Below are 25,135 nucleotides of genomic sequence, written 5' to 3' on the forward strand. Positions count from 1 at the left end.
CGAGTGTGGCAAATGCACGACGACGTTGAAAGCCGTTGCTGATTTTAACGATACTGTTTCTCATTAACGTCTTTCCTCCGTTGCCTATCAGGCCAAGCTGTTCAGCCTCGGCACCCTCTATGACTTCAAGAACGGTCACCAGGTCTGGACCAACTACGGCGAAGGTTTCGACCTGCCGGACCCGGCCAAGTTTTACGGCAAGCCCGGCCTGAGTGTCGAGGACAACCCGCTGGCCGGGATCAAGAGCCGCCAAGTTGGATTGGGCTGGCGCTATACCGACATGGCCACCCTGACCTGGTCGGTGGCTTACTGAGTCAGGCGAACGCGCTCAGGAGGTCGGCGTTGAAGGCTTGCTGGGCGTCGCTGGGCACCTGGGCGCGGTGCCGGACCAGGACGAAGGGCACCTGGAAGTTCAGCGCCGGGTCCAGTGCGTGCAACAGCCCGCGCTCGACCCAGGGCGCGGCGAAGTGGCAGGGCAGGTAGCCGATATGGCACCCGGACAGAATGAACGTCAGGGCACCTTCGACCTGCTCGGACCGCGCCGAAGCACGACCGCCACTGAGCGGATCAGGACTTTCCAGAAAGCGGTAGGGGTGCTCGACCTGGTCGGCCTCCAGCAGCACCTCCAGGCCCACCTGAGCCTGACTGGCCAGCGGATGGTGGCTGGCGCAGTACAGGCGCTGGGTCTCTTCGAACAGCGGCGTGTAGTCGAATGCGGCTTGTTTGCCGGAGAAATACCCGATAGCCAGGTCCAGACGCTGCAGCAGCAGCAGGCGCTCAAGGTCGGCGGGCATGGCGCTGACCAGTTCCAGGCGTACCGATTCGTCACGTTGGCGAAAGCGCTCGATGGCTTGCGCCAGGCGCAGGGTCACACTGCTGTCCTGGGCTTCGGAAATCCCCACCCGCACCTCACCGAGCAACCGTCCGGCCACGCCATTGGCCTGATGGCGGAAGGCTTCGATCTGCACCAGCAACTCCCGCGTAGCCTTGAGCAGTACCTCACCCTTGGCAGTCAGGCCAAAACCGCCTTTGCCACGGCTGCACAGGCGATAGCCGAGGCGTGTCTCCAGGCGCGCCATCTGCTGGCTGATGCTTGGCTGGCTCAGGCCCAGTACGCCCTGGGCGGCACTGAAGCCGCCAGCCTCGACTACAGTGACGAACAGCCGCAGCAGGTGCAGGTCAAGGTCGTGCAGTTGTCCGAGCATCAAACATTGCTCCAGATGAATGTCAGGTTAAGTAACTTGTCATTTTAGTAATGTAACACGGCGTGCATGCTGGCGGCATCCACTGATAAAGGTGCCCGACATGCGTACATCCCTGTGGTTACTCCCCCTGATCCTGGCCTTGCCGGTGCACGCCGAAGAGAAAGTGCTCAATCTCTACAGCTGGGCCGACTATGTGGCGCCAGAGACCTTGCAGCGCTTTGAAAAGGAAACCGGCTACAAGGTGCGCTACGACACCTTCGACACCACTGAGGTACTGGAAACCAAGTTGCTCACTGGCGGCAGTGGCTATGACGTGGTGGTGCCGTCCTCCAGTCTGCTCGCCCGGGCCTTGGCCGCGGGTGCGCTGCAGCCCCTGCAGGCGCAGTCGATGCCCGGCTACAGCAACCTCGACAACGACCTGCTGGCCAAACTGGCCGAGGTAGACCCCGGCAACCAGTACGCAGTGCCGTACACCTGGGGCACTCTGGGCTTGGGGATGAACCTTGAGGCGGTACGCCAGCGGGTCGGCGATGCGCCGCTGGACAGCCTCGACCTGTTGTTCAAGCCCGAGTACGCCAGCAAACTCAAGGATTGCGGGATTGCCATGTCCGACTCGCCCCAGGAAGTGATCGGCGTGGCCCTGCATTACCTGGGCAAAGACCCTTACAGCCGCAACAAGGATGATCTGGCCGCAGCTCAGGCGCTGCTCAAGCAGTTGCAGCCCTCCATCGCTTACGTCGCCAATGGCCGGCAAATCAGTGACCTGGCCAATGGCAGCGTATGCCTGGCGCTGACCTACAACGGTGATGCCGCCATGGCCGCTGACCAGGCCCGTCAGGCCGGCAAGCCGTACCAGGTGGTCTACCGGATTCCCCGCGAGGGCACGCTGATCTGGCAGGACAATCTGGTCGTCCCCAAGGACGCCCCGCACCCGGAGGCGGCGCGCGCGTTCATTGCTTTCATGCTGCGCCCCGATTCGGTCGCGCCGCTGACCAACACGCTGTTCTTCGCCAACGCTAACCAGGCCGCTACGGCACTGGTGGATGAGGCGGTGCGCAACGACCCGGATATCTACCCCTCAAGCGAAGTGCGCGCCCGCTTGTTTGCCGACCGCAGCATGGCTTTGGCCGACATGCGCCAGCGCACCCGCCTGTGGACTGCTTTCCGTAGTCGCCAATAACAACCCAGAAAGGAGCCCGATGATGGATCTCGCCCCCGACAACGACCAGGCCATGACCCGCGACAGCCTGTATGGCACCGTCGCCGAAAATACCTTCGCCGGTATCACCAGTTTTTCCCGCCGCCGTTACACCCGCGATCTGCGTGGTGTCGACGTAGTGGTCAGCGGCGTGCCGTTCGACACTGCCACCAGCAACCGCCCGGGTGCACGCTTCGGCCCGCGGGCCATTCGCAGCGCTTCAGTGCAGCAGGCCTGGGCCCGTCACTGGCCGTGGGAGTTCGACCCGTTCGACCACCTGGCGGTGATCGACTATGGCGATTGCAACTTCGACTACGGCAGCCCACAGACGATACCGGACAGCATCCAGGCCCATGCCGAGCATATCCTCGAAGCCGGCTGTGCGATGCTCACCCTGGGCGGTGATCACTTCATCAGTTACCCGCTGCTCAAGGCCCATGCACGCAAACATGGCCCGCTGTCGTTGATCCACTTCGATGCCCACAGCGACACCTGGCCGTGCGAGGAGGGTGGCGGGCGCGTCGACCACGGCACCATGTTCTGGCACGCCGCTCGCGAAGGCCTGGTGGATCCGTCGCGCTCGGTGCAGATCGGCTTGCGTACCACCAATGACGACACCCAGGGCTTTGCCGTACTGGATGCGCGCCAGGTGCACCAGCGTGGCTGCCAGGCGATCATCGAGGCGATCCGTCAGCGGGTGGGCGACCATCCGGTATACCTGACCTTCGATATCGATTGCCTCGACCCGGCTTACGCGCCAGGTACCGGTACCCCGGTATGTGGTGGGCTGACCACGGTGCAGGCGCTGGAGATTATCGGTGGTCTGCGCGGTATCAACCTGGTGGGCATGGACCTGGTGGAAGTCGCGCCAGCCTATGATCATGCCGATATCACCGCGCTGGCCGGGGCGACGTTGGCCATGGAGATGCTCTGCCTGTATACCGCGCGGCACAAGACGATGGTCTGACAGGGATTGTGTTGATGTCTGTCCATAGACGCCTGGGTTTCTGTAGGACGTCATCGCATCGGTCTGATAGTGAGTGGGATTTCTCTGGGCGACCCTAGTGCACTCTTTGTGCGCTAGGGCAGAAACTCGATGTCGGATGAAAGTACAGGCCTACAAGCAATTCTCACGCTCCTGGAAAAATGGACAGTGCAGTTCGCCAGGAGCATCTATGCGCTCTACAACAGTTACCGGATGGAAGGCATCTTCCATTGCCTATTCACCCAGCTTCAGCCCAATGACACGCTGCTGCTCGGCAATCCGGGCTATACCGTTTATGAAAGCTGTGCGCAGTTGCTCGGCGCGCAGGCGACGTGCTTCGACTACGATCAGGCCGGCCAACCCAGGCTGGAAGCCATTGATCCGCATCAGGCCCGAGCGGCCAAATTGCTCGTCTGTTGTACGCCAAACAATCCGACGGCCCGGGTATTAACCCCAACGTCATTGGACAAATTGGTACGTTTTGCCGTGCACTATGACCTGTATGTAGTGCTTGATCGTGTCTATGCCGAAATTAGCTTTGCAGAAGACAACGCACTGGAGCATTGATTCGAACCTCGGTTCAATGACAGGTATCTAATGAGTTTCGCCAACGGCGAGAGGTGACTGGTCGTGAACGTCAACGCACCTGCACTGGCATGTCTGGCTGTACTTCTGTACATGGCACCGACAGCGTTGCCAACGGCAGCAGCAATGGCGACAGCTGTTGTCCTTGCTGGCAACGACTCGCCAGACCCGCGCTTGAATCCGATTCGTCGGGTCAACCCCAACAGTCGTCAGGGCAGTGTGCCGGCCACGCCGCCGGTGCACGGACCTACAACCCAGCCCAATCCGCGCCTGCCGACTCTTGAGAACCGGGGTGTCGGCAATGGTCAAACAATACGTCGCGAGCAGATCACGCCGCGCCTGGAACCCTCCCGGCCACCTCGCGAGTCGATCCGCACGCCTTGACTGGCGGGCCCTCTCTGGAAGGAATCGTCGATGCCTGTACGCACCTGGTTACTCACGCTGTTGACTGCGGCGCTGTTGCCGCTGCAGGTCCATGCCGCCCCCGAGCGCGACTTCAAAAGCGAGAATGGCAGCGTCAAAGTCAGCACCTTGGCCGAAGGCCTGCGCAACCCCTGGGCCCTGGCCTTTTTGCCGGAGGGCAAGGGCATACTGGTAACCGAGCGGCCCGGCAACCTGCGCATCGTCAGCGCCGAGGGCAAGGTCGGTGCGCCGCTTGGCGGGGTACCCAAGGTGTGGGCCCAAGGCCAGGGCGGCTTGCTCGATGTGGTGCTGTCGCCGACTTTCCAGCAGGACCGGCTGGTGTACTTGAGCTTTGCTGAAGCCGGTGATGACGATAAGGCTGGCACAGCAGTTGGTCGTGGACGCCTGTCTGCCGACATGGGCAAGCTCGAAGACTTCAACGTGATATTCCGTCAGCAGCCCAAGCTGTCCACGGGCAATCACTTCGGTTCGCGGCTGGTGTTCGACCGTGACGGTTACCTGTTCATCGCCCTGGGCGAGAACGACCAGCGCCCCACTTCCCAGGACCTGGACAAGCTTCAGGGCAAAGTAGTGCGCATTCTCCCGGACGGCACGGTACCTAAAGACAACCCCTTTGTCGGGCAGCGTAACGTGCGAGCGGAGATCTGGTCATTCGGTCACCGCAATCAGCAGGGCGCGGCGCTCAACCCCTGGACTGGCGAGCTCTGGACCAACGAGCACGGCCCTCGTGGCGGTGATGAAATCAACCTGCCCAACCCTGGCAAGAACTATGGCTGGCCGGTCGCCACCCACGGTATCAACTATTCGCTGACGCCAATCCCGGAAGCCAAGGGTGAGCACGTGGATGGCATGGTCGATCCGCACCATGTCTGGGAAAAGTCGCCGGCCATCAGCGGCATGGCTTTTTACGACAATCCGCGTTTCAAACCCTGGGATCACAGCGTGTTCATTGGTGCCTTGGCGGCGCAGGAGCTTATTCGCCTGGAACTCAAGGGGGACAAGGTGGTTCATGAAGAGCGTCTACTGGGGGAACTCAAAGCGCGGATTCGCGATGTGCGGGTGGGGCCGGATGGTTACCTGTACGTGCTGACGGATGCCGAGGATGGGGCGTTGCTGAAGGTGGGGCTGGATCTGTAGGGCCCTATCGCGGGGCAAGTCGAGTCGTCGCACCGCCGCTCCGGTGATAGGTAGGCACCTCCGGGCAGTACAGGGGTGCCGGTCATGCGTTTCGCGCTACAATGCGCGCCTTGACCGTGACAAGCCTGACTAAAAAAACATGTCCTTACCCAAGCATCACCTGGAACTGCTCAGCCCCGCCCGCGATGTGGCCATCGCCCGTGAGGCTATCCTGCATGGCGCCGACGCCGTGTACCTCGGTGGCCCAAGCTTCGGCGCCCGCCACAATGCCTGCAACGAGGTGAGCGATATCGCCCAGTTAGTGGAGTTTGCCCGTCGCTACCACGCACGGGTGTTCACCACCATCAACACCATCCTCCACGACAACGAGCTGGAGTCGGCCCGCAAGCTGATCCATCAGCTGTACGATGCCGGTGTCGACGCGCTGATCGTCCAGGACCTGGGCGTGATGGAGCTGGATATCCCGCCCATCGAGCTGCATGCCAGCACCCAGACCGACATCCGCACCCTGGAGCGGGCGAAGTTCCTCGATCAGGCCGGTTTCTCGCAACTGGTCCTCGCTCGCGAACTGAACCTCAAGGAAATCCGTGCCATCGCCGACGAGACCGATGCGGCGATCGAGTTCTTCATTCACGGTGCGTTGTGCGTGGCCTTCTCTGGCCAGTGCAATATTTCTCATGCTCAGACCGGACGTAGCGCCAACCGCGGCGACTGTTCCCAGGCCTGCCGTCTGCCGTACACCCTCAAGGACGAAAAAGGCGGCGTGATCGCCTATGAAAAGCACCTGCTGTCGATGAAGGACAACAACCAGAGCGCCAACATCCGCGCCCTGGTCGAAGCCGGTGTGCGCTCGTTCAAGATCGAAGGGCGCTACAAGGACATGAGTTATGTGAAAAACATCACGGCCTATTATCGCCAGCGCCTGGACGAAGTCCTCGAAGACCGCCCGGACCTGGCCCGCGCGTCCAGCGGCCGCACCGCGCACTTCTTCGTACCCGATCCAGACAAGACCTTCCACCGTGGCAGCACCGACTACTTCGTCAGTGAGCGCAAGATCGACATCGGCGCCTTTGACTCGCCGACCTTTACAGGTCTGGCAGTGGGCGTGGTGGAGAAAGTCGGCAAGCGTGACCTGCAGGTCGTTACCCATGAGCCGCTGTCCAACGGCGACGGCCTCAATGTGCTGGTCAAGCGTGAAGTCGTGGGCTTTCGTGCCAACATCGCCGAGCCCAAGGGCGAGTTCGATGAAGACGGCGAAAAGCGCTACCGCTACCGCGTCGAACCCAACGAAATGCCCAAGGGGATGTACCAGCTACGGCCCAACCATCCGCTGAGCCGTAACCTGGACCACAACTGGCAGCAAGCCCTGCAGAAGACTTCCGCCGAGCGCCGTGTTGGCCTGGCATGGGTCGCGCGCTTGCGTGAAGAGCGTCTGGAACTGACTGCCACCAGCGAAGAGGGCGTTAGCGCCAGCGTTGTCCTGGACGGTCCGTTCGGTGTGGCCAACAAGCCGGAACAGGCCCTGGAGCAACTGCACGACCTGCTCGGCCAGTTGGGCACAACCCAATACCACGCCACCGCCATCGAGCTGGATGCGCCGCAGGCGTATTTCATCCCCAACTCGCAGCTCAAGGCATTGCGTCGCGAAGTGATCGAAGCGCTGACTGACGCTCGCATCAAGGCTCACCCACGCGGCGGGCGTAAGGCAGAAACCACTCCGCCACCGGTGTACCCGGAATCGCACTTGTCGTTCCTGGCCAACGTCTACAACCAGAAGGCACGCGATTTCTATCACCGTCACGGTGTCAAGCTGATCGACGCGGCCTATGAGGCCCACGAAGAGAAGGGCGAGGTGCCGGTGATGATCACCAAGCACTGCCTGCGCTTCTCCTTCAACCTCTGCCCTAAACAGGCCAAGGGTGTCACCGGCGTGCGCACCAAGGTTGCGCCGATGCAACTGATACACGGTGACGAGGTGCTGACGCTGAAGTTCGACTGCAAGCCTTGCGAGATGCACGTGATCGGCAAGATGAAGGGGCACATCTTCGATCTGCCGCAGCCTGGCAGCCAGTCAGTGGTCGGCCACATCAGCCCTGAAGACCTGCTCAAGACCATCCCCCGCGCCCCACACTGAGTGACCACGAGCGCGACGTTAGCGCGTCGCGCTCGTCCTCAGCCGCGAAGTTCCATCCCCGCTTTGTCCAACAGCCAGCTGCGGAACGCTTCCAGCGCCGGCAGCGCCTGGTTGCGCGGCGGATACACCAGGTAGTAACTGCGCGCGCTGGCAAAGGGCAGGGCGGGGCTGCTCAGCTCGCCACTGGCCAGTTCGTCGCTGATCAGGATGCGTGGCACCAGGCCGATGCCGATGTCGGCGCGTACCGCCTGGATCAAGTGCGAGGTCAGTTCGAAGCTCGGCCCCAGGCGCATGGCCTGGTGTGCCAGGCCGTGGTGGGTAAACCATTCACCCCAGGCATTGGCGTTGTTGGCGACACTGAGCAGCACCTGCTGGCTGATGTCCTTCGGGCTCCAGGCTGGCTGGCTGGCAGCCAGGCTCGGTGACAGGATCACCATCAGTTCCTCGGCGTGCAGGCGGTGGCAAATCAGTCCCGGCAGGTCGCTGGTGGCGACCACGATGGCAGCGTCGATGCCGCTGGTAGCGAAGTCCACCGGTTCAATCCGTGAATTGATGTGCACCAGCACCTCGGGATGACTGCGGTAGAACTCATGCAGGCGCGGCAACAACCATTTCGAGCCGAAGGTCGGCAGGGTTGCCAGGCGCAGGCTGCCACCGCCGGCCTGATGGGCGATGGCGTGCAGGGTGGCGCTACGCACACGGCCGAGGGCCTCGCTGATTTCGCGCTGGTACAGGCGTCCGACATCGGTGAGCTTGACCGTGCGGCCTTCGCGGCGGAACAACGTCACTCCCAGTTGCTGCTCCAGAGCCTGGACCTGACGGCTGACGGCGCTCTGGGTCAACGCCAGTTCTACCGCTGCGCGGGTGTAGCTTTCATGGCGCGCCGCGGCTTCAAAGGCGAGGAGCAAGGACATGGAGGGGGTGAGGTTGCGGTAATTCATTCGTAAAAGTCATCAAAGGCTGCGGGAATTTCCGTTTGTGCCTGGCTAAAGGCTGCGGGATCATTGGCATCATCCACTACCTGGCGGTGTACTGACCATACCGTTTCAGCAAGTATTCATGATTAGCCTGACATAAATGAGGCCATCCCCCGATGATCGCCCGACTGACCGGCACTGCGCCGGCCACGCTTTACCCTGACTTTCTCGAGGCCCTGCGCGCTGCCGGTTTCCGTGGCCAGCTCAGTGCTGACTACGCCACCCGCACGGTGTTGGCCACCGACAACTCGATCTACCAGCGCCTGCCCCAGGCCGCGGTGTTCCCCCAAGACGCCGAGGACGTCGCGCGTATCGCCACGCTGATGGCTGAGCCGCGCTTCAAAGAGGTCAAACTGACCCCACGCGGTGGCGGCACTGGCACCAATGGCCAGTCGCTGACCGACGGCATCGTCGTCGATCTGTCGCGGCACATGAACAGCATCCTCGAAATCAATGTCGAGGAGCGCTGGGTGCGGGTCCAGGCCGGCGTGGTCAAGGACCAGCTCAATGCCGCGCTCAAGCCCCATGGGCTGTTCTTCGCCCCCGAGCTGTCCACCTCCAACCGCGCCACTGTCGGCGGCATGATCAACACCGATGCCAGCGGCCAGGGCAGCTGCACCTACGGTAAAACCCGTGACCACGTGCTGGAACTGCACAGCGTGCTGCTGGGTGGCCAACGCCTGCACACCCGGCCGTTGAGCGACGCGGAACTGGACCAGGCCTGTGCCGAACCCGGCCGTGCCGGTGAGGTGTACCGCACCGCCCGGCAGATCCAGGAAACCCAGGCCGAGCTGATCGAGCAGGCCTTCCCGAAACTCAACCGCTGCCTGACCGGGTACGACCTGGCGCACCTGCGTGACGAGCAAGGCCGCTTCAACCTCAACAGTGTGCTGTGCGGCGCCGAGGGCTCGCTCGGCTATGTGGTCGAGGCCAAGCTCAATGTGCTGCCGATCCCCAAGTACGCGGTACTGGTCAACGTCCGCTACACCAGCTTCATGGACGCCTTGCGCGACGCCAATGCGCTGATGGCGCACAAGCCGATGTCGATCGAGACGGTCGACTCCAAGGTGCTGATGCTGGCGATGAAAGACATTGTCTGGCACAGCGTCGCCGAATACTTCCCAGCCGACGCCGAGCGCCCGACCCTGGGCATCAACCTGGTGGAATTCTGCGGCGATGACCCGGCAGCAGTGAATGCACGGGTGCAGGCCTTTGTCGCCCACCTGCAGGCCGACAAAGGCGTCGAGCGCCTGGGCCACACCCTGGCCGAAGGCGCCGAGGCGGTGACGCGGGTCTACACCATGCGCAAGCGTTCGGTGGGACTGCTCGGCAACGTCGAGGGCGAAGTGCGTCCGCAGCCGTTCGTGGAAGACACCGCAGTACCGCCAGAGCAACTGGCTGACTACATCGCTGAGTTCCGCACCTTGCTTGACAGCTATGGCCTGGCCTACGGCATGTTCGGCCACGTCGATGCCGGTGTCCTCCACGTGCGCCCGGCCCTGGACATGAAAGACCCGGCCCAGGCGGCGCTGGTCAAGCCGATTTCCGATGCCGTGGCGGCGCTGACCCTGCGCTATGGCGGCCTGCTCTGGGGGGAGCATGGCAAGGGCCTGCGTTCGGAATACGTGCCGGAGTACTTCGGCGAGCTGTACCCGTCGCTGCAAGCGCTCAAGGGCGCCTTCGACCCTCATAACCAGCTCAACCCTGGCAAAATTTGCACCCCGCCAGACAGTGCCCAAGGGCTGGTCAAAGTCAACGAAGCGCCGCTGCGTGGCGACTTCGACCGGCAGATCGACGAGCGTGTGTGGCAAAGCTTCGGCAGCGCCGTGCACTGCAACGGCAACGGCGCCTGCTACAACTACGACCCCAACGACGCCATGTGCCCGTCGTGGAAAGCTACCCGCGAACGTCAGCACTCGCCCAAGGGCCGCGCTTCGCTGATCCGCGAATGGCTGCGCCTGCAGGGCGCCGCTAACATCGATGTGCTGGCCACCGCTCAGGGCAAGATCAACTGGCTCAAAGGCCTACCGGTGCGTCTGCGCAACAACCTGTCGCGCAACAAGGGCGAAGCGGACTTCTCCCATGAAGTCTACGACGCCATGGCCGGTTGCCTGGCGTGCAAGTCCTGCGCGGGCCAGTGCCCGATCAAGGTCAACGTGCCGGAATTCCGTTCGCGCTTCCTTGAGCTTTACCACGGGCGCTACCAGCGGCCGTTGCGTGACTACCTGATCGGTTCGCTGGAATTCAGCATTCCGTACCTGGCTCATGCGCCAGGGCTGTACAACGCCGTGATGGGCTCGAAGTGGGTCAGCAATCTGCTGGAGCGCCATGTCGGCATGCTCGACAGCCCGTTGATCAGCCGTTACAACCTGCAGGCCACGCTGACCCGTTGCAACGTGCGCATGGCCAGCATCCCGGCCCTGCGCGAACTCACCCCAGCCCAGCGTGAGCGCAGCATCGTCCTGGTCCAGGACGCCTTCACGCGCTATTTCGAAACCCCGGTGTTGGCAGCCTTTATTGATCTGGCTTATCGCCTTGGCCACCGCATCTACCTGGCGCCGTACAGCGCCAACGGCAAGCCGCTGCACGTCCAGGGCTTCCTCGGCGCCTTCAACCAGGCGGCTATTCGCAATGCCCGCCAGCTCAGCGCCCTGGCCGACTGCGGCGTGCCGCTGGTGGGCCTGGACCCGGCCATGACCCTGGTGTACCGCCAGGAGTATCAAAAGGTCCCGGGCCTGGGCGACTGCCCGAAAGTCTTGCTGCCGCAGGAATGGTTGGTGGAGGTACTGCCCGAGCAGCCGACCCGGGCAACCACCACTTACCGCCTGATGGCCCACTGCACCGAGAAGACCAACGTTCCGGCCAGCACCCGTCAGTGGGAGCAGGTGTTCGCGCGCCTGGGCCTGAAGCTGTCGACCGAAGCCACCGGCTGCTGCGGCATGTCCGGCACCTACGGCCACGAAGCGCGCAACCAGGAAACTTCGAAGACCATCTTCGAACAGTCCTGGGCGGGCAAGTTGGACAAGGAAGGGGAGGCGCTGGCGACGGGTTATTCCTGCCGTAGCCAAGTCAAGCGCCAGGCGGATCGCACCTTGCGCCATCCGCTGGAGGTGCTGTTGCAGCAGCTCAGTGGTTGAGGGGCGTTACTGCCTGTTGTCTGCCTGGGTCAAGCGCGGCTGAGCATCAACCCATGCAGCACGCCAAACCGTAACCCCGGCTCGGACGGCATCATCTCGGTGATGCCAAACGCCTTGAACGCCGCCAGCATGATCGCCAGGCCGCCCGGCAGGGCGCTCTGGCGATGGGGCTGCAGGCCGCCCAGGCGGGTGCTGTTCACGTGCCCCGCTTCAAGCAGCAGCACCGACAGGCGCAACAGGCCACGGTAGGTGATGCCACCTTCGCCACAGTCGTTCAAGGCATTGGCCCTGAGTACTTTGGCCAGCATTCGAGCGGTGCCCGACGAGCCGATGGCCTGCTGCCAACCCAGGTGGCGGTAGCGGCGGGCGACTTTCTCGAACTGCAAGGTGGCGGTGCGCTCGGCGGCTAGCAGGGCCTGGGCGCAAACACGGCCGCCGGGGAAAAAGCGCGTGCTCCAGGTGCCGCTGCCGATGGTCAGGCTTTCGGTCAGCAGTGCCTGGTCACCCCGGCCCAGAATCAACTCGGTGGAACCACCGCCAATGTCCACCACCAGGCGCATGGTCGTGGCATCAGGGATGCGATGGCTGACACCGGCATACACCAATTGGGCTTCTTCCTCGCCGGAGATAACATCGATGGGAAAGCCCAGATGACGCTGGGCATCGCTCAGGAAGCGCTTGGCGTTAGCGGCTTCACGCACGGTGCTGGTGGCTACTGCGCGCACGCGTCCAGGCTCGAAGCCGCGCAGCTTTTTGCCAAAGCGAGCGAGTGCCTGCCAGCCTCGGTCCAGCGCCAGGTCATCCAGGGCGCCGCCGTGCAGGCCCTCTGCCAGGCGAACCGGCTCGCGCAAGGACTTCACTTCCTCGATCACCCATTGCCGGTTCCGTTTGACCGGTTGGCCGATCATCATGCGAAACGCATTGGACCCCAGGTCAATGGCTGCAAACAGGGAGGTGTCGCCTTTCATCGAGTGTTCCTTGCAGGTTCATCGGTCTGCGCTCTGAAGCGTTTGCGATGATCTTGCCAGCCGATCAATGACGCGAAGATGACAGCCCCGGCAGGCGCCGTCGGTGTCTTACAACGGCGAAATCGTCCCTAACGCGCCAATACCAATGGCCAGCACCAGAAAGCCAACCACGAAAAACGCAAGCTTGCCCATATGAACTCCGAATTGAACAGGAAAGAGGCAACAGGCGCTGCAGATCACCCAGCCACCTGACCAGGCACGCCGTGAAAGGTGCCTTGTAGGGGCTTCATTGTCCGAGTGTCAGGGTTTTCATTACAGATGCAGATGGCGTAGAAAAATACGGATCAGAAGAAAAACGCCCCGACCTGAACATCCAGGTCGGGGCGTTTTTTGTGGCCCTGTCAGACGACGGCGTTCCTCTTACGCCAGGTCAAAACGGTCCAGGTTCATCACTTTGCTCCAGGCAGCAATGAAGTCCCTGACGAACTTGTCCTTGCCATCGTCGCAGGCATACACCTCGGCCAGCGCGCGCAGTTGGGCATGGGAGCCGAACACCAGGTCGACGCGGCTACCGGTCCATTTCAACTCGCCGGTCTTGCGGTCGCGGGCTTCATAGCTGTCGTTGGCGCTGGAGGTCGGCTTCCATTCCACGCTCATGTCCAGCAGGTTCTGGAAGAAGTCGTTGGTCAGCTGTCCTGGCCGTTTGGTGAACACCCCCTGTGGGTTCTGGCCAACATTGTTGCCCAGTACCCGCAGGCCGCCGATCAACACGGTCATCTCCGGCGCGCTGAGGTTCAGCAGTTGCGCCTTGTCGACCAGTAGCGCCTCGGGTTTGACTTTGACCCCGGCTTTGATGAAGTTGCGAAAACCATCGGCAACCGGTTCCAGTAAACCGAAAGACTCCACATCGGTCTGCTCCTGCGAGGCGTCGGTACAGCCTGGGGAGAAGGGTACGCTGAGGTTGTGGCCAGCGTTTTTTGCCGCTTGCTCCACGCCTGCGTTACCGGCCAGCACGATCAGGTCGGCCAGGGAGATTTTCTTGCCGCCGCCCTGGGCGTTGAAGTCGTTCTGGATGCTTTGCAGCTTGCCAAGCGTCGCGGCCAGTTGCACCGGCTGATTGGCTTCCCAGTCTTTCTGCGGCGCCAGACGCAGGCGGCCACCGTTGGCACCACCGCGCTTGTCCGAACCGCGAAAGCACGAGGCGGCTGCCCAGGCGGTGGACACCAGTTGCGCCACCGACAGGCCCGAGGCCAACACCTTACCCTTGAGCGCGGCGACGTCAGCGTCGTTGACCAGGGCGTGCTCGACTGCAGGGACCGGGTCTTGCCACAGCAGTTCTTCACCGGGCATTTCCGGGCCGAGATAGCGCGACAGCGGGCCCATGTCGCGGTGGATGAGCTTGTACCAGGCGCGGGCGAAGGCGTCGGCGAGCTGCTCGGGGTTGTTCTTGAAGCGTTGGGCGATGGGCGCGTAGATCGGGTCGAAGCGCAGGGCCAGGTCCGTGGTCAGCATCCTCGGTTCCTGTTTTTTCGCAGGGTCAAAGGCGTGGGGGATCTGGCCTGTGCCTGCGCCGTTCTTCGGCTTCCACTGATGGGCGCCGGCCGGGCTCTTGGTCAGTTCCCAGTCGAAGCCGAAGAGGTTTTCCAGGTATTCATTACTCCACTTCGTGGGGGTTGAGGTCCAGGTTACTTCCAGGCCGCTGGTGATGGCGTCGGCGCCTGTGCCGCTGCCGAATTTACTGCGCCAGCCCAGACCCTGTTCCTCCAGGCCGGCGGCCTCCGGTTCGGCGCCGACGTTGTCAGCGGGCCCGGCGCCGTGGGTTTTGCCGAAGGCGTGACCGCCGGCGATCAGGGCCACGGTTTCTTCATCGTTCATGGCCATGCGGCCGAAGGTGTCGCGAATGTCTTTGCCTGCGGCAAGCGGGTCCGGGTTGCCTTCAGGGCCTTCTGGGTTTACGTAGATCAAGCCCATCTGCACTGCGGCCAGCGGATTATCGAGGTTGCGCTCTGAAGGGGCAGCACGGCCTGCTTCCTTGCCATAGCGGATATCGCCCCCCAGCCAGACGCTCTCGGCACCCCAGTTCACAGCTTCATCTGGCTCCCAGACGTCGGCGCGGCCACCGGAAAAGCCGAAGGTCTTGAAACCCATGGATTCCAGGGCAACGTTGCCGGTGAGCACGATCAGGTCGGCCCAGGAGATGTTCTTGCCGTACTTCTGCTTGATCGGCCAGAGCAGGCGCCGGGCCTTGTCGAGGCTGACGTTGTCGGGCCAGCTGTTGAGCGGAGCGAAGCGCTGCTGGCCGGAGCCGGCGCCGCCGCGGCCGTCACCGATGCGGTAGGTGCCGGCGCTGTGCCAGGCCATGCGAATGAACAGCGGGCCATAGTGGCCGAAGTCGGCGGGCCACCAGTCCTGGGAGTCGGTCATCAGCGCCCGCAGGTCTTGCTTGAGGGCGGCAAAGTCCAGGCTCTTGAACGCCTTGGCGTAGTTGAAGTCCTCGTCCATGGGGTCGGAGAGGTACGAGTGCTGGTGCAGGATCTTCAGGTTCAGCTGGTCGGGCCACCAATCGCGGTTGCTGGTGCCGCCGCCAGCGGCAGGATTGAACGGGCATTTCGACTCGTTTGACATGACTGTTTCACCTCTGGATGGACTCACCCCACAATCCGACCCGTTTTATCAACCGGGTAGAGATGAGTGAAATCAATGACATCGGTTCAAGGCCAGCGGTTCGATCAACGAATCGGTGATGGCCATCACGGACAGTTCAGCGTAGCGGCAATCTCGTCATCGGCCAGGTGGACCACTGCGGGAGAGACGGCTGTAGCCGCTTTGTTACCGCCTTCCCAGAAGCCATCCGGCCGGATCAGTGCAGCGATAAATATAGGCTAGACGGGGGCAAGAGCGAGGGCTAATAGCGGTAGTATTGAGGGCTGATAGAGTGGCTCTCTCAGTCAGCCCCAGCGCTTCAGCTAAGCCGTTGCTTCAAACGCCTCGTGGTATTTGACGACACCTGTTGGTAAAGCGCTGCCGAACGACAACGCCTGGAAGTACTCATGGGGGACGCCAGGCAGCTCAAGGCCGGGGTGGGCTTCGAAGCCGAAGCGGCCATAGTAGCCAGGCTCGCCCAATACCACGCAACCCACACCGCCAAGGCGTTGCAATTCAGCCAGCGCGGCCATTATCAACGACGAGCCAATACCTTGCCCTTGACGATCGGGCCGTACGGAGATCGGGCCCAGGCCATACCAGTGCGTTGCACCCGACGACACAGTGACGGGTGAAAGGGCAACGTGGCCGATGATTTCGCCGTTCTCTACCGCCACCAATGAGACGCTCAACTGATTGGCTTTTCGCAGGGCATTGACGATCAAATGCTCGGTGTGGCTTGAGTGCTCTTCGTTGCGGAACGCGGCTTCGGTCAGGCGCTCAATGCTGTCGAGGTCTGCGGGCTGTTCATTGCGAATGGTGATGTTCATGTTGATCTTTGCTCTGCTGTGGGGCGAGATGACTTTTTCAAAGCTGCGCTCCGGCAACCTGTCCAAAGCAGCGGTTTGCACTAATAGCGAGCGAAACGCTGTCGATATTGCGCTGGAGTGAAGGCCGTCAGCTCCTTGAACATTCTGCGCATGTTCGAGTCGCTGCTGAAGCCGAGTTCGGCACTGATTGTACTGACGGGGGCTGAAGTCAGGGTGAGGCGTTCAGCGACCTGGCCCAGTTTGATACGACGTGCGTAGCTAGCCGCGGCGACGCCTGTTTCGCTCCTGACCTTGCGTGCCAGCGTACGCTCGGACATGCCCAACTGGTGCGCGAGTTTCTGCACGGTGATCTGCTCGGCGGGCAGCTTTTCTACTAGCGCGTGCATTCGCCGCAGCAGCGAACTGGGTTGTTCGATCAGGCTGATGGCCTGGAACGCGTCATGTGACTGTGCCGGGCGCGGGAGCACCATCAGCTTGGTGAGGTCGCGGAATATGTCGGCGCTAACCTGCCGTTCGATCAGCGCCTGGGCGATCGGCAGGTAGCCGTTGACCCCACTCGCAGTAGCATTGCGTTCGTTGAAGATGCTGCTTTTCTCGCTCTGCCAGCCGACCTTTGGGTAGCGCTTGAGCAGGTTGTCTGCCAGCCACCAGGTGACGGTCGCCGGTTGACCATTCAGGCGCCCGCTGGCGGCTGCCAGACAGACCCCCGTGCAGTAGCTCCACAGCTTGCAGCGCTTGTCGAGTCTTGCCAGGGCAGTCAGCAGGTCGGCATTGGCCGCCAGGGTTGCCTCGACATCGTGCGCGGATTGCGCCCAGAAGCCAGGTATCAGGATGGCATCGAGCGCACACTCGGCAATGCTGTGTGTGGCTTGCAAGACCAGGCTGTGAGCGCATTCGACAGGGCCGCTTTGCACGCCGATAAAGTGCGTTTCAAAGAGCGCGAGTCCGCTGCGCTGATTGCTCGCATGCAGCATGTCGGCAAAGGCGAGCAGCCCTGCGGGCATGCAGTTGGGGAAAAGCACAAGACCGATCTGAAGTGTGTTGGGCATGGCACTAAATGAATTGATTGTGTCTGATTCTGCCATTATGGCCGCTGTTGTGAATTGGCACCATGAGGCCACACCTGAGGAGGGTTTCATGATGAAGATTCAACAGATTCGCAACGCGACGATCATTCTCGAACTGGGCTCCTATCGCGTCCTTGTCGATCCGATGCTGGCGCGTAAAGGCGAGCTGCCCCCGCTGCGGGTGTTTCGCGCACGGCAGAGAAATCCGCTGGTCGAGTTGCCGGATGCAGCGGCGCAAGCGCTGGAGTCGGTGACCCACTGCCTGATCACCCATTGCCAGAAAGGGCACTTTGATCACTTGGATAGGGCGGCCAAGCGCTGGTTGAGGGCGCGGCAGATTCCAGTCATCTGCACGCCGCATGACGCGCCCTATCTGGTCGAGCAGGGCTTGAACGTCCAGGCGCTGCCGGATGATCACCAGACGCCGAGCCCGTTCCTGGGTGGCTGGATTCGCACGGTCCGTTGCACCCACGGGGAGGGCCTGATCGGCAGGCTGATGGAGCATGGCGTTGGCTATCTGATCGAAATTTGCGGTGAGCCCAGCCTCTATTTGGCGGGCGACACCTTGCTGACCCCCACCGTTCGCGACTTCGTGCTGCAGCATCAGCCTCAGGTCAGCGTGGTGCCTGCCGGTGGCGCACGCTTCGACGTCGGTAACCACATCATCATGGGTGTGGATGATGTGCTTGCGTTCACCCGGCTCAGCCTGGGGACCGTTGTCGCCAACCACCTGGAAGCCATCAGTCATTGTCCCGTCACCCGTGATGGGCTGGCTCATGCGGCGACCGGGGCGGGTGTCGCGCAGCGTTTACTGATTCCACTCGATGGGCAGGTGCTGGACTTGAGTTAGAGGAATCAACATTGAGCCCAATAGCTGGGCTCGGTTTGGCGTGAATCCTCGAGGTTGTCCCTGTAACATGCAACGCCTTCCTACGCTCGAGTCTGAAAAATGGATGCTCACTCGATTCTCGCTTATGTGCTGGTTGCGGCGATTGCCATCGCCAGTCCAGGTCCTGCCACATTGATGGCGATCAACAACAGCTTGGCCTTTGGTCCGCGCGCCGCGCTGTGGTCTTCCCTGGGTAATGCGTGCGGACTGTTCTGCCTGTCGGCAGCAGCGATGCTGGGCCTGGGCGCCTTGCTCGCCAGTTCTGAATGGCTGTTCAACGCCGTGAAAATTGTCGGCGCTGGCTATCTGTTTTACCTGGGTGCCAAGCAGTTGCTCAAGAAGAGTCCGATGCTGGCGGACGCTGCCCTGGCCCAGGGCAAAGCGAGCAAGCCATCACGCCTCAAACTGTACAAGTCGGCCTTCCTGACCGCGGCTACCAACCCCAAGGCGACGATGTTTTTCTCCGCGCTGTTCCCACAGTTCATTGACCAGGGTGCAGCATTGCTGCCGCAGTTTCTGATACTCACTTCGATATTCATGGGGTTGTCGCTGGCTTCCTTGAGCCTGTATGCCGCGCTTGCTTCCCGGGCCAAGGGCGTACTGACTCAGCCACGGTTTTCGCTGTGGGTGAGTCGGGTAGTGGGTTCAACGTTCATTTTCTTCGGGACAGCCATCCTCACGATGCGTCGGCAGGGTGCATAGTGTGGTAGCGGCGTTCTGCGAGCGACCGCTACAAACGTGCAAAGCCTGAGAACACTGCTATTCCTATTGGTTGAAGTATTCGTTTCAGGCGTGGTTGGCGAACTGCAACATGGGTAGGTAACAGGCACGCATCTGTGGCCTCGGCGCCCTGCAGATGGGCGTGCTGAACAGGTGCCGATCTCTATCGGGAGGTGCCACATGCTCTTTATCATTCACTGGACCATCACCCCGGAAAATCGCAATGCCGCCATGGCTCGCTTCATTCAGACCGGCGGCGCTCCACCCCCGAACCTGAAAGTACACGGTCGCTGGCATGCCGTGGGACAGCTCCAGGGCTTTGCAGTGGTCGAAAGTGATGACCTGACCTTGGTACTCAAATGGGCCCTGGAGTGGAGCGACCTGATGACCCTGCAGGTTTACCCGGCAATGACGGACGAACAAACCGCGCCGTTGCTGCAAGCGACGCTCAGCCAGATGGCCACCTGAACCTCGACATGCGCCGCTGCGGCAAGAGGAGCAATTGTAGCCGCAGGTCCGCGATGGGTGGGTTTCGTAAGGGATAGCCGTTGATGTTGGTCGTCGAACAGTTGCGCAAGTCGTTCATCACCGCCCAAGGCACGTTGCCGGTGCTGCAGGGCGTCGACTTGCGCCTGGCGCAGGGCAGCAGCCTGGCGTTGATGGGCGAGTCGGGCAGCGGTAAAAGTACCTTGCTGCATCTGCTCGCTGGCCTCGACCGCGCTGACAGCGGACGCATCCTGATCGACGGCGAGCCCCTCGGCGCTCGCTCGGAGTCTGCGCTGGCGCGTTGGCGCCGGGAAGGCATCGGTCTGGTGTTCCAGCAATACAACCTGATCAGCAGCCTGGATGTGGAGGCCAACCTGGCGTTTCAGGCAAGGCTGGCCGGCCGCTGCGATCGGCGCTGGCTGGATTATCTGAGCGAACACCTGGGGCTGGCGGCCTTGTTGCAGCGTTACCCGGAGCAACTGTCCGGCGGTCAGCAACAGCGGGTCGCCATCGGTCGGGCGCTGGCGGCACGACCTGCGCTGGTGCTGGCCGACGAACCCACCGGCAACCTCGACGAGGCCAGCAGCGATGAAGTGCTGGGCCTGATGCTGCAACTGGTCAGTGATGCCGGTAGCAGCCTGCTGATGGTGACCCACAGCCGCCGCCTGGCGGCGCGACTGGAACAGCGCTGTTTCCTGCATGCCGGTCGCGTACAGGTCGAGAAGGCCTGATGAGTTCCCTGCTGATTACCTTGCAGGCGCTGCTGAGCCATTGGCGGCGCCATCGCTTGCAGTTTTTCAGCATTTTCACTGGGCTGTGGCTGGCCACGGCGTTGTGGACCGGTGTCCAGGCATTGAACAGCCAGGCGCGCAGCGACTACGCCCGTGCCAGTGCAGTGTTGGCGGGGCCTGTGCAAGCGCAACTGGTGGCACGCGATGCAGAGCGATTCGGCCAGTCGCTGTACCTGCAATTGCGCCAGCTTGGTTGGTCGGTAAGTCCGGTAGTGGAAGGCCGCTTGCGTATTGCCGGGGAGCAGCCGCTGACGGTCCGGCTGATTGGCATCGAACCGTTAAGTCTGCCACCGGCAACGAGCGTCGCCGGCACCCTGGCGCAAGCCTTCGACCTGCAGGCGTTTATCGGCACTCCAGGGCAAGCCTGGATTGGCCCCGACACGCTGCAGCAACTGGGCATGAGCGCCGCGGAGCAAGCCGTCAGCAGTGAAGGGCAGGTGTTGCCTCCCTTCGTCCTCAAGGCGCAATTGGCCCCGGGCGTCATCGTCGTGGATATCGGTCATGCCCAGGCGCTGCTGCACGCACCAGGGCAGTTGTCGCGCTTGCTGCTGGCGGGTGATGCGGCGCCATTGCCCGCCGATGTTGCCGCCCGCCTTAAACTGCAACCGCCCAGCGACGACGGTGGCCTGCAGCGCCTGACCGACAGCTTTCACCTCAATCTCACGGCGCTCGGCCTGCTGGCCTTCGTCGTCGGGCTGTTTATCGCCCACGCCGCCATCGGCCTGGCACTGGAGCAGCGCCGTGGACTGATTCGGACCCTGCGTGCCTGTGGTGTCAGCTTGAAAACCGTGTTGATCGGCCTGGCCTTGGAGCTGGGCGTGTTCGCGCTGCTCGGCGGCTTGGCCGGGGTTGCCAGTGGTTATGTACTGGCGGCTTTGCTGCTGCCTGATTTCGCTGCCAGCTTGCGCGGCTTGTATGCTGCGCAGGTCGCCGGGCAGTTGAGCCTGCCGGCCTGGTGGTGGCTGGCGGGGGTCGTGGTGAGTGTGCTCGGTGCCCTGTTCGCGGGGGTGAGCAGTGTGCTGCGCGCTGCGCGTCTGCCGCTGTTGGTCCTGGCGCAACCCCAGGCCTGGCGGTTGGCCCAAGGACCGTGGTTGAGACGCCAGGCGATTGCGGCAGGGCTTTTGCTGCTGGTGGCGCTCGCCTGTTGGCGATTTGGCGCCAGCCTGCCCAGCGCGTTCATCTTGCTTGCTGCGCTGCTGCTGGCGTCAGCGCTGTTGTTGCCGGCCTTGCTCGATGGCGCGCTGGCCTGGCTGGCGCGCTTCTGCCGTCGGCCATTGCCGCAGTGGTTCATCGCCGACAGTCGCCAACAATTGCCCGCGCTGAGTCTGGCGCTGATGGCCTTGCTGCTCGCCCTGGCCGCCAGTGTCGGCGTGGGCAGCATGACCGAGGGCTTTCGCAGGACCTTTACCGGCTGGCTCGACCAGCGCCTGGCAGCCGACCTCTATGTCACCCCCCGGGATACCACGCAGGCCTTGCAGATCAGCGCTTGGCTCGGCGAGCAAGCGGCAATCACCGCGGTGCTGCCAAGCTGGCGTCTTGAACTACAGCTGCAGGAGTGGCCGGTACAGGTCCAAGGCATCATCGATCATCCCGGCTACCGCACACGCTGGCCGTTGCTGGAGCAAAGCACGCAGGCCTGGGAACAACTGGCGGGCGGTCGCGCGGTCATGCTCAGTGAACAGTTGGCCCGGCGCTTGGGCGTGCAACTGGGCGACAGCCTGCAGTTGCCTGGCGAACCTGCGCAAGCCATGACCGTGGTGGGTGTATACGCCGACTATGGCAATCCCAGGGGCCATCTGCTGGTCAACGCCGACTGGCTACGCAGGCACTGGCCAGAGGCGCGCCTGAGTACTATAAGCCTGAGCCTGGTTGCCGAGCGTGTACCGGCACTCAAGACTGAACTGCAACAACGCTTTGCGCTGGACGACAGTCGCGTTGTCGAGCAGTCCACGTTGAAGCGCTGGTCGACTGAAGTCTTCAGCCGCACCTTTGCCGCCACCTCCGCACTCAACAGCCTGACCCTCGGGGTTGCTGGCATCGCGTTGTTCATCAGCCTGCTGAGCTTGAGCCAGAGCCGCCTGGGCCAATTGGCGCCGCTCTGGGCGCTGGGCGTGCGGCGCACACAACTGGTCTGGCTGTCGCTCGGTCAAACCCTGATGTTGAGCAGCCTTACTGTGCTGCTGGCGATACCCTTGGGGTTGCTGCTCGCCTGGTGCCTGGTGGCAGTGGTCAACGTGCAGGCGTTTGGCTGGCGCTTGCCGCTGCATGTGTTTCCCGGGCAACTGCTGCAACTGGCCTTGCTCGGGGTGTTGACCAGCCTGCTGGCCAGCGCCTGGCCGTTGTGGCAACTGGCGCGGCGCCAGCCGAGCGAACTGTTGAGGCAATTTGCCGATGAAGCCTGAAACCTGCGTGCTAATTACTTTGTTGCTGCTGGGCGGCTGTGATCAGCCTGAGCCAGCACGCAAAAGTTTTGCCGGGTTAGGTCAGGACGCTGGCGCCTTCGAGCAGGTGACGCGCAATCATGTGCTGGTCTTTCCCCTCGATCACGGTGCCCACAATGGTTTTCGCATCGAGTGGTGGTACGTCACCGCCAATCTCAAGGACAGCCAGGGACGTGAGTGGGGGGCGCAGTGGACCTTGTTCCGTTCAGCGCTGCGAACCGGTCCGGAAACAGCCGACTGGAGCAGCCCTAACCTGTGGATGGGGCATGCGGCACTGACCGGACCCGGCGGCCATCAATCCAGCGAAACATTGGCGCGGGGTGGCATCGGTCAGGCGGGGGTCGAAACCCAGCCGTTCCGTGCCTGGATAAATGACTGGTCGCTGCAGGGCAGCGATGACATCGGGCAATTGCAGATGAGCGCGAGCGGCGAGGGCTTTGCTTATCGCTTGAATCTGCTCAGCGCTGGCCCGCTGGTGCTGCACGGCGCACAGGGTTACAGCGAAAAGTCCGGCAAGGGCCAAGCGTCCTATTATTACAGCCAGCCTTTTTACCGGGTCAGCGGTGAGGTCGAGCGCGAAGGCCAGCGGGTTGCGGTCACCGGCAACGCCTGGCTTGACCGTGAGTGGAGCAGCCAGCCGCTGGCTGCCGGGCAATCGGGGTGGGACTGGTTTTCCCTGCATCTGGACAGCGGTGCGAAGCTGATGCTGTTTCGCGTGCGTGAGACAGATGGCATGCCTTACCGCGCAGGCACCTGGATCAGCGCAGAAGGGCAAGCCCAGGCGCTGCATGGTGAACAGATCCAGCTCCAGGCCTTGGTCTGGACGCAGCAGGAAAACGGACTTGAGATGCCCACTCGCTGGCGGGTGCAGGTGCCGAGCCATGGTGTCGATGTGCAGGTCGATGCACTGGAACCGAAAGCGTGGATGCACACCAGCTTCCCATATTGGGAAGGGCCGGTGCGTATCAGCGGGAGCGTGGGCGGCAGGGGCTATCTGGAAATGACCGGGTACTAGCGCGAATCCTGTGGGGGCTGGCTTGCCTGCGATGGGTCGTGCAACGGCCCCAGAATCTCATTTCAACAGTGAAACTGCCTTGAGCAGATCGTGAAGCCCCTCAGGAACCAGGGGTGATGTATCCGTGAAGCTTGAACCATCACACCACATGGCCTTGAATGACGCGCCATCGCTTTCGTGACCAATCAACCAGGGCTGTTGGTAAAGGCTTATGTCGCTGAACCTTGCGTCGTAGACCTGGACAATCTCGTGCCCTGGTTTACCGGCATAGGTGAAAATGCTCTCCAGGGTACCGAGCAGGCGAACTTCGTTGATCGTCTGGCCCAGTTCTTCCTGCACTTCTCTGGCAATGGCATCAATGCTTCGCTCGCCGAATTCGATGCCACCGCCGATAGGGCGAAACAGGGTTTGCTTCGTTTCAGCGTCGTAAAACTGGTTGACCAGGATCTTTCCTTGATGATGAAAGACGCACAGGGCGAGGGCGCGAATGCGTTGCTGTGACACGAGTCAAATTCCCTTTGTGAGTGGAGGGGCGCGACGACACGTTCGTGGATGCACATAGGCAAATGCTTGTGCTGGCAAATGCGGTTAGCGTGGTGCTTGTTGGTGGTGGGCCGCGCCTGCGGCCCCAGTACGATGCTGCTTGAATAGGATCAGGTTTGCTTTGTCTGTGCTCGACGTTCCACCATTTCATCCTCAATACCATCGGCCATGAGCGGCCAGGTCTGGTGGTGCTCAAAGTTATATAGATGAGTTCTCAGAGGAGATAATTGAGTCCGGACTGGATTCAGTCGCCAGCTTCAATCGGTCAGCTTTACTGATGTATTTAGGCTTGCTTTTCGGTGCCAATTTGGCACTGGCCTTTTTGGCGTGAGCCTGTAATAGCTGCTTTATTTTTTTACGACGATTCATGTTTTCCCACTCGGCTGGCCGTCTCTGGAAGCGATCACGGCCAGGACATCATACCCTGCGCTCATAGCGAAGGTAGGTTTGGCTGTCGGTTCCGGTGTCGTTCCAGATCGTTGCGCCACGCGTTTTCGTGATCGGGCTCCCAGCACTGGATGTAGCCCAGCTTCCTCCGGTATATCGAAGGAAAATCTGTAACGCATGCTTGCCTTGATCTGAGCGCCATCCTGATGCCTTGGTGGAAGTGAGCGGGGAGACGCGCCACTTGATTGGTGCAGGCGTAGGCCTTCGTCAATGGTCCGGGTCTGAGCGGCTGCTTCCGGCCCAAAGCGGCCCTTCGCGGAGGGCCGCTCACGGCCAGATGCAGAAACTCAAGGAAATCGAGACGCTGCGCCACGAAAGTCCAGACCAGCAGATCTCGCTCACAGACCCAGATGCACGCTCAATGGCCACGAGCGGCCGAGGCACCGGAACGGTTGGCTACAACGTACAAACAGCTGTCGACGACAAACACCATCCCGACAGTTTCCTTTCCAGCGCCGGCCTGTGCATTGTTCCTCTGCGTAGCGCTATCGGTAGGGCGCTTCGGACGCTCCGA

At 62.0% G+C, this 25,135-nt stretch carries 21 protein-coding genes and 2 pseudogenes; 15 read left to right on the top strand and 8 right to left on the bottom strand.

Annotated features, from left to right (window positions below; genetic code table 11):
- Positions 1 to 85: 85 nt before the first annotated feature.
- Positions 86 to 283 (top strand): annotated as a pseudogene (locus ACRESH_RS19415) (TonB-dependent receptor domain-containing protein); the annotation flags it as partial.
- Positions 284 to 314: 31 nt separating this feature from the next.
- Here ACRESH_RS19415 and ACRESH_RS19420 read toward each other — a convergent pair.
- Complete coding sequence (locus tag ACRESH_RS19420) at positions 315 to 1,205, bottom strand: LysR family transcriptional regulator (RefSeq protein WP_431743495.1); 891 nt, start codon at positions 1,203 to 1,205, stop codon at positions 315 to 317.
- A 100-nt stretch (positions 1,206 to 1,305) separates the two neighbouring features.
- Between ACRESH_RS19420 and ACRESH_RS19425 the strand changes: the two genes are divergently transcribed.
- The 6 genes from ACRESH_RS19425 (at position 1,306) to ACRESH_RS19450 (ending at position 7,667) form a co-directional block, all read left to right on the top strand.
- Complete coding sequence (locus tag ACRESH_RS19425) at positions 1,306 to 2,385, top strand: extracellular solute-binding protein (RefSeq protein WP_431743496.1); 1,080 nt, start codon at positions 1,306 to 1,308, stop codon at positions 2,383 to 2,385.
- Between the two features lie 22 nt (positions 2,386 to 2,407).
- Positions 2,408 to 3,370 carry an agmatinase gene (gene speB / locus ACRESH_RS19430; protein ID WP_431743497.1) on the top strand — a complete coding sequence of 321 codons (963 nt, stop codon included), beginning with the start codon at positions 2,408 to 2,410 and terminating at the stop codon, positions 3,368 to 3,370.
- A 129-nt stretch (positions 3,371 to 3,499) separates the two neighbouring features.
- The gene (locus ACRESH_RS19435; RefSeq protein WP_431743498.1) at positions 3,500 to 3,955 is read left to right on the top strand and encodes an aminotransferase class I/II-fold pyridoxal phosphate-dependent enzyme; all 456 of its coding nucleotides are present in this window, start codon (positions 3,500 to 3,502) and stop codon (positions 3,953 to 3,955) included.
- A gap of 111 nt (positions 3,956 to 4,066) precedes the next feature.
- Positions 4,067 to 4,357 (top strand): hypothetical protein, encoded by a 291-nt coding sequence (locus ACRESH_RS19440; protein WP_431743515.1) that lies wholly within the window; start codon positions 4,067 to 4,069, stop codon positions 4,355 to 4,357.
- A 30-nt stretch (positions 4,358 to 4,387) separates the two neighbouring features.
- Positions 4,388 to 5,533 carry a PQQ-dependent sugar dehydrogenase gene (locus tag ACRESH_RS19445; protein ID WP_431743499.1) on the top strand — a complete coding sequence of 382 codons (1,146 nt, stop codon included), beginning with the start codon at positions 4,388 to 4,390 and terminating at the stop codon, positions 5,531 to 5,533.
- Between the two features lie 139 nt (positions 5,534 to 5,672).
- Positions 5,673 to 7,667 carry a peptidase U32 family protein gene (locus ACRESH_RS19450; RefSeq protein WP_431743500.1) on the top strand — a complete coding sequence of 665 codons (1,995 nt, stop codon included), beginning with the start codon at positions 5,673 to 5,675 and terminating at the stop codon, positions 7,665 to 7,667.
- A gap of 38 nt (positions 7,668 to 7,705) precedes the next feature.
- Here the strand turns inward: ACRESH_RS19450 and ACRESH_RS19455 are convergent, their stop codons facing one another.
- Positions 7,706 to 8,608: a LysR substrate-binding domain-containing protein gene (locus ACRESH_RS19455; protein WP_431743501.1), complete on the bottom strand. Its 903-nt coding sequence runs from the start codon at positions 8,606 to 8,608 to the stop codon at positions 7,706 to 7,708.
- Between the two features lie 152 nt (positions 8,609 to 8,760).
- Here ACRESH_RS19455 and ydiJ point away from each other — a divergent pair, with 152 nt between their 5' ends.
- Positions 8,761 to 11,781 carry a D-2-hydroxyglutarate dehydrogenase YdiJ gene (gene ydiJ / locus ACRESH_RS19460; RefSeq protein WP_431743502.1) on the top strand — a complete coding sequence of 1,007 codons (3,021 nt, stop codon included), beginning with the start codon at positions 8,761 to 8,763 and terminating at the stop codon, positions 11,779 to 11,781.
- A 29-nt stretch (positions 11,782 to 11,810) separates the two neighbouring features.
- On the opposite strand, the gene ACRESH_RS19465 is transcribed toward ydiJ, so the two are convergent.
- The 4 genes from ACRESH_RS19465 to ACRESH_RS19480 all read right to left on the bottom strand — a co-directional run bounded on the left by ACRESH_RS19465 (position 11,811) and on the right by ACRESH_RS19480 (position 17,361).
- A complete protein-coding gene (locus tag ACRESH_RS19465; protein WP_431743503.1) occupies positions 11,811 to 12,749 on the bottom strand; it encodes a Ppx/GppA family phosphatase in 939 nt (312 codons plus the stop codon).
- A gap of 420 nt (positions 12,750 to 13,169) precedes the next feature.
- Positions 13,170 to 15,374 (bottom strand): catalase/peroxidase HPI, encoded by a 2,205-nt coding sequence (gene katG / locus ACRESH_RS19470; protein ID WP_431743504.1) that lies wholly within the window; start codon positions 15,372 to 15,374, stop codon positions 13,170 to 13,172.
- 341 nt (positions 15,375 to 15,715) lie between these two features.
- A complete protein-coding gene (locus tag ACRESH_RS19475; protein WP_431743505.1) occupies positions 15,716 to 16,222 on the bottom strand; it encodes a GNAT family N-acetyltransferase in 507 nt (168 codons plus the stop codon).
- Between the two features lie 80 nt (positions 16,223 to 16,302).
- A complete protein-coding gene (locus ACRESH_RS19480; RefSeq protein ID WP_431743506.1) occupies positions 16,303 to 17,361 on the bottom strand; it encodes a GlxA family transcriptional regulator in 1,059 nt (352 codons plus the stop codon).
- Between the two features lies 1 nt (position 17,362).
- Here ACRESH_RS19480 and ACRESH_RS19485 point away from each other — a divergent pair, with 1 nt between their 5' ends.
- From ACRESH_RS19485 to ACRESH_RS19510, 6 genes are all read left to right on the top strand, one after another.
- Positions 17,363 to 18,139, top strand: coding sequence for an MBL fold metallo-hydrolase (locus tag ACRESH_RS19485; protein WP_431743516.1), 777 nt, complete (start codon positions 17,363 to 17,365; stop codon positions 18,137 to 18,139).
- 99 nt (positions 18,140 to 18,238) lie between these two features.
- Complete coding sequence (locus tag ACRESH_RS19490) at positions 18,239 to 18,880, top strand: LysE family translocator (RefSeq protein WP_431743507.1); 642 nt, start codon at positions 18,239 to 18,241, stop codon at positions 18,878 to 18,880.
- A 198-nt stretch (positions 18,881 to 19,078) separates the two neighbouring features.
- Positions 19,079 to 19,366 (top strand): DUF3303 domain-containing protein, encoded by a 288-nt coding sequence (locus tag ACRESH_RS19495; protein ID WP_431743508.1) that lies wholly within the window; start codon positions 19,079 to 19,081, stop codon positions 19,364 to 19,366.
- Positions 19,367 to 19,449: 83 nt separating this feature from the next.
- Positions 19,450 to 20,115 (top strand): ABC transporter ATP-binding protein, encoded by a 666-nt coding sequence (locus ACRESH_RS19500; protein WP_431743509.1) that lies wholly within the window; start codon positions 19,450 to 19,452, stop codon positions 20,113 to 20,115.
- Positions 20,115 to 22,577 carry an FtsX-like permease family protein gene (locus tag ACRESH_RS19505; protein WP_431743510.1) on the top strand — a complete coding sequence of 821 codons (2,463 nt, stop codon included), beginning with the start codon at positions 20,115 to 20,117 and terminating at the stop codon, positions 22,575 to 22,577. The genes ACRESH_RS19500 and ACRESH_RS19505 overlap by 1 nt, the downstream gene beginning before the upstream one ends.
- Entirely contained in the window at positions 22,567 to 23,631 is a 1,065-nt protein-coding gene (locus ACRESH_RS19510) for a lipocalin-like domain-containing protein (protein WP_431743511.1), read from the top strand. Before ACRESH_RS19505 ends, ACRESH_RS19510 begins: the two co-directional genes overlap by 11 nt.
- 57 nt (positions 23,632 to 23,688) lie before the next feature.
- Here ACRESH_RS19510 and ACRESH_RS19515 read toward each other — a convergent pair whose 3' ends face one another.
- On the bottom strand, positions 23,689 to 24,135 hold the full coding sequence (locus ACRESH_RS19515) for an NUDIX hydrolase (protein WP_431743512.1): 447 nt from the start codon (positions 24,133 to 24,135) through the stop codon (positions 23,689 to 23,691).
- 237 nt (positions 24,136 to 24,372) lie between these two features.
- Positions 24,373 to 24,543, bottom strand: a complete 171-nt coding sequence (locus ACRESH_RS19520; RefSeq protein WP_431743513.1) for a DUF2986 domain-containing protein — start codon at positions 24,541 to 24,543, stop codon at positions 24,373 to 24,375.
- Between the two features lie 352 nt (positions 24,544 to 24,895).
- On the opposite strand from ACRESH_RS19520, the pseudogene ACRESH_RS19525 reads away from it, so the two are divergent.
- Positions 24,896 to 25,054 (top strand): annotated as a pseudogene (locus ACRESH_RS19525) (IS5/IS1182 family transposase); the annotation flags it as partial.
- Between the last annotated feature and the right edge of the window lie 81 nt (positions 25,055 to 25,135).

Origin of the sequence: Pseudomonas sp. (assembly GCF_050739775.1) — a bacterium.
Taxonomy (GTDB): domain Bacteria; phylum Pseudomonadota; class Gammaproteobacteria; order Pseudomonadales; family Pseudomonadaceae; genus Aquipseudomonas.

Bases quoted from the DNA above. Each gene is read 5' to 3' on its own strand.
- ACRESH_RS19420 (WP_431743495.1), bottom strand. From the start codon at position 1,205: ATGCTCGGACAACTGCACGACCTTGACCTGCACCTGCTGCGGCTGTTC.
- ACRESH_RS19425 (WP_431743496.1), top strand. From the start codon at position 1,306: ATGCGTACATCCCTGTGGTTACTCCCCCTGATCCTGGCCTTGCCGGTG.
- speB (WP_431743497.1), top strand. From the start codon at position 2,408: ATGGATCTCGCCCCCGACAACGACCAGGCCATGACCCGCGACAGCCTG.
- ACRESH_RS19435 (WP_431743498.1), top strand. From the start codon at position 3,500: ATGTCGGATGAAAGTACAGGCCTACAAGCAATTCTCACGCTCCTGGAA.
- ACRESH_RS19440 (WP_431743515.1), top strand. From the start codon at position 4,067: ATGGCACCGACAGCGTTGCCAACGGCAGCAGCAATGGCGACAGCTGTT.
- ACRESH_RS19445 (WP_431743499.1), top strand. From the start codon at position 4,388: ATGCCTGTACGCACCTGGTTACTCACGCTGTTGACTGCGGCGCTGTTG.
- ACRESH_RS19450 (WP_431743500.1), top strand. From the start codon at position 5,673: ATGTCCTTACCCAAGCATCACCTGGAACTGCTCAGCCCCGCCCGCGAT.
- ACRESH_RS19455 (WP_431743501.1), bottom strand. From the start codon at position 8,608: ATGAATTACCGCAACCTCACCCCCTCCATGTCCTTGCTCCTCGCCTTT.
- ydiJ (WP_431743502.1), top strand. From the start codon at position 8,761: ATGATCGCCCGACTGACCGGCACTGCGCCGGCCACGCTTTACCCTGAC.
- ACRESH_RS19465 (WP_431743503.1), bottom strand. From the start codon at position 12,749: ATGAAAGGCGACACCTCCCTGTTTGCAGCCATTGACCTGGGGTCCAAT.
- katG (WP_431743504.1), bottom strand. From the start codon at position 15,374: ATGTCAAACGAGTCGAAATGCCCGTTCAATCCTGCCGCTGGCGGCGGC.
- ACRESH_RS19475 (WP_431743505.1), bottom strand. From the start codon at position 16,222: ATGAACATCACCATTCGCAATGAACAGCCCGCAGACCTCGACAGCATT.
- ACRESH_RS19480 (WP_431743506.1), bottom strand. From the start codon at position 17,361: ATGAAACCCTCCTCAGGTGTGGCCTCATGGTGCCAATTCACAACAGCG.
- ACRESH_RS19485 (WP_431743516.1), top strand. From the start codon at position 17,363: ATGAAGATTCAACAGATTCGCAACGCGACGATCATTCTCGAACTGGGC.
- ACRESH_RS19490 (WP_431743507.1), top strand. From the start codon at position 18,239: ATGGATGCTCACTCGATTCTCGCTTATGTGCTGGTTGCGGCGATTGCC.
- ACRESH_RS19495 (WP_431743508.1), top strand. From the start codon at position 19,079: ATGCTCTTTATCATTCACTGGACCATCACCCCGGAAAATCGCAATGCC.
- ACRESH_RS19500 (WP_431743509.1), top strand. From the start codon at position 19,450: ATGTTGGTCGTCGAACAGTTGCGCAAGTCGTTCATCACCGCCCAAGGC.
- ACRESH_RS19505 (WP_431743510.1), top strand. From the start codon at position 20,115: ATGAGTTCCCTGCTGATTACCTTGCAGGCGCTGCTGAGCCATTGGCGG.
- ACRESH_RS19510 (WP_431743511.1), top strand. From the start codon at position 22,567: ATGAAGCCTGAAACCTGCGTGCTAATTACTTTGTTGCTGCTGGGCGGC.
- ACRESH_RS19520 (WP_431743513.1), bottom strand. From the start codon at position 24,543: ATGAATCGTCGTAAAAAAATAAAGCAGCTATTACAGGCTCACGCCAAA.